This window comes from Flavobacterium sp., from assembly GCF_036515215.1.
Lineage (GTDB): Bacteria > Bacteroidota > Bacteroidia > Flavobacteriales > Flavobacteriaceae > Flavobacterium.
The window spans coordinates 1-2,302 of sequence record NZ_DATBVQ010000104.1 but is presented as its reverse complement, the minus strand read 5'-3'; the positions used below and the strand labels follow the sequence as shown (position 1 = coordinate 2,302).

The 2,302-nt window shown below is 38.0% G+C and carries 3 protein-coding genes and 2 pseudogenes; 4 read left to right on the top strand and 1 reads right to left on the bottom strand.

All coding sequences use genetic code 11. The features are described from left to right. From VIH09_RS07125 to VIH09_RS07110, 4 genes and pseudogenes are all read left to right on the top strand, one after another. A pseudogene (locus VIH09_RS07125) lies at positions 1–130 on the top strand (sigma-54-dependent Fis family transcriptional regulator); the annotation flags it as partial. Positions 131–216: 86 nt separating this feature from the next. Next, on the top strand, positions 217–867 hold the full coding sequence (locus VIH09_RS07120) for a DEAD/DEAH box helicase (RefSeq protein WP_331579320.1): 651 nt from the start codon (positions 217–219) through the stop codon (positions 865–867). Positions 868–883: 16 nt separating this feature from the next. Further along, complete coding sequence (locus VIH09_RS07115; protein WP_331579318.1) at positions 884–1,102, top strand: DUF2007 domain-containing protein; 219 nt, start codon at positions 884–886, stop codon at positions 1,100–1,102. Positions 1,103–1,199: 97 nt separating this feature from the next. Further along, positions 1,200–1,994: a Cof-type HAD-IIB family hydrolase gene (locus tag VIH09_RS07110; protein WP_331579316.1), complete on the top strand. Its 795-nt coding sequence runs from the start codon at positions 1,200–1,202 to the stop codon at positions 1,992–1,994. On the opposite strand, the pseudogene VIH09_RS07105 reads toward VIH09_RS07110, so the two are convergent. Then, positions 1,991–2,302: pseudogene (locus VIH09_RS07105) on the bottom strand (ABC transporter substrate-binding protein); the annotation flags it as partial. The gene VIH09_RS07110 and the pseudogene VIH09_RS07105 sit on opposite strands and share 4 nt — an antisense overlap.

Genomic DNA, 2,302 nt, shown 5'->3' with positions numbered 1-2,302 from the left:
CATCAAATTATTGCAAGAGTACGATTGGACAGGAAATATCCGAGAATTGCGTAATGTCGTGGAGCGTTTGATTATTCTTGGCGGAAGCGAAATTTCCGAAAATGACGTGAAGCTTTTTGCATCGAAATAATTAAATAATTTAAAGATTAAATAATTTAAAAATCAGGAGGACAATCCTTTAATTTTTTAATGTTTAAATCTTTCAATCTAAAATAAATGAAATTAAAAAAAATAAACGAAAAGCTACAAGAAGCATTAATTGAGAACGGCCTAACGGAAGCCAATCAAATGCAAAAGGAGACTTTTTCGACTTTAAAAAGTGGTGCGGACTGCATTATCATCGCACCAAAAGGGAGCGGAAAAACAACGACTATCGTTATCAACGTTATCCAGCAGTTGGTTTGCGAGGGAGAGCAATCTCCTCGTGCTTTGATAATCGTCGAAGACAAGGCCAAGGTATTGGAAATGGAAGCGCTTTTTGAAAAGTATGGCAGATATACGAACTTGACTGTTTATGGCGTGAATGATAGGGGGGATATGGAATACGATAAGAATTTCATATCGGGCGGAATAGATGTCTTGATTGGAACCCCTAATAAGTTGAGCGAGATGTTTACTATGGCTGGTTTTAACGTGAACAGACTCAAAATGTTTATTCTTGATGACGCGGATCCAATTTTGAGATTACGTCATGAAACTAAAATCATGCGTATTTCGAACAGTATCACTAAAACGCAGCGCATTATATTTTCGGAACAATTGACTGACAGAATAGATATTCTCGCCGAGAAAATGTTGGTGGAACCTTTTTTGTTTGAAATAGAAGAGGACAAAGAAGAGGAACAGAATGAAGTGGATGAAAAATAACATAAAATAAAATACCATGGGATTAATGAAAGTGTTTTCGGGAAGTGAAATTTTAGCATTGGCTTTAAAAGAGAAAATCGAAGCTATTGGCGTAGATGTGGTGATGAAAGACAATATCCAGTCGGCAAGATTGGCAGGTTTTGGAAGTTCGGGATCGGCAGTTGAACTGTTTGTTCAGGAAACGGAGTTCTCAAAAGTGAATCCTGTGATTGAAGAGTTTAGACTGAGCATTTAATACACGTCTGTCGATTTAAATATATAACCCTCGGTACTTTTTTTGTATCAGGGTTTTCTTTTTGAAACGGATTCGAATTATAAATTAAAAAGATTAAATGAAATACAAAATGCTGGTTATTGACATGGATGATACCTTGTTGACAGATGACCATAAAATCTCGGAAGAGAATAGAGAGATGCTTTTCAAAGCGCAAGAAAAGGGAGTACACGTTATTTTGGCATCAGGAAGACCAACACCGGCAATGACGGCTTATGCCAAAGAGTTGCAAATGGATTCCTATATGATTTCGTACAATGGCGCCGTCATCACCGATTTGAAAGAAGACAAAGTCCTCTTTGAGCAAACCTTGACCCAAGAGCAAATACACGAATTATATGACTATAGCCTAAAAAGCAAAACGCATATCATCACTTATTTGGATGGCGAAGTGGTCAGCGAAACGAGTTCGGAATATATAGATATAGAGCTAAATATTACGGGATTGGAACACAACAAAGTATCGGATTTTAAAGCTGCCGTTAATTCGTCAGCTGTAAAATGTATTTTGCTGGAAGAACCGAGCTATTTGAAAGAAGTGGAAAAAGACCTGAAAAAAGCGATGCCTCACTTGAGCGTAAGCATGTCAAAACCTTTTTTCCTTGAGGTCGCCCAAAACGGAATAGACAAGGCGGCAAGCATCAAAATATTAGCCGAAAAATTGAATATTCTTCAATCTGAAATAATAGCCGTCGGTAACGCGGGGAATGACCTAAGTATGATTGAATATGCAGGACTGGGCGTTTGGGTTGATAATGTAACGCCAGAACTAAGGGATAAAGGTGATGTAATTGTTGCCTCTAATAATGACCATGGAGTTGCTGAGGTAGTGCGAAGATTTATCTTGAATTAATTCTTTTTCACTTTTTTCAAACTCAACAAATTCAATGGGTTCATGCCTAAGCCAGTCACGTTTGTTCTGGTGAAACGGGCTACTTTGTCATAAAACAGAGCAATTACGGGCGCTTCGTTTATGATAATCTTGTCCATTTTTTGATACAAAACATAGCGTTTTTCGTCGTCGGTCTCTTTGAAAGCCTGTTCGTATAAGTTGTCGAATTCGGCATTTTTGAAATGGGTGTAATTCGGCCCGTTTGGCGAGAAATTTTTACTGTAAAACAGCGACAAGTAATTCTCGGCGTCGGGATAGTCGGCAATCCA

Excerpts from the sequence above, each read along its gene's own strand:
- VIH09_RS07120 (WP_331579320.1), top strand. The coding sequence starts at position 217 with ATGAAATTAAAAAAAATAAACGAAAAGCTACAAGAAGCATTAATTGAG.
- VIH09_RS07115 (WP_331579318.1), top strand. The coding sequence starts at position 884 with ATGGGATTAATGAAAGTGTTTTCGGGAAGTGAAATTTTAGCATTGGCT.
- VIH09_RS07110 (WP_331579316.1), top strand. The coding sequence starts at position 1,200 with ATGAAATACAAAATGCTGGTTATTGACATGGATGATACCTTGTTGACA.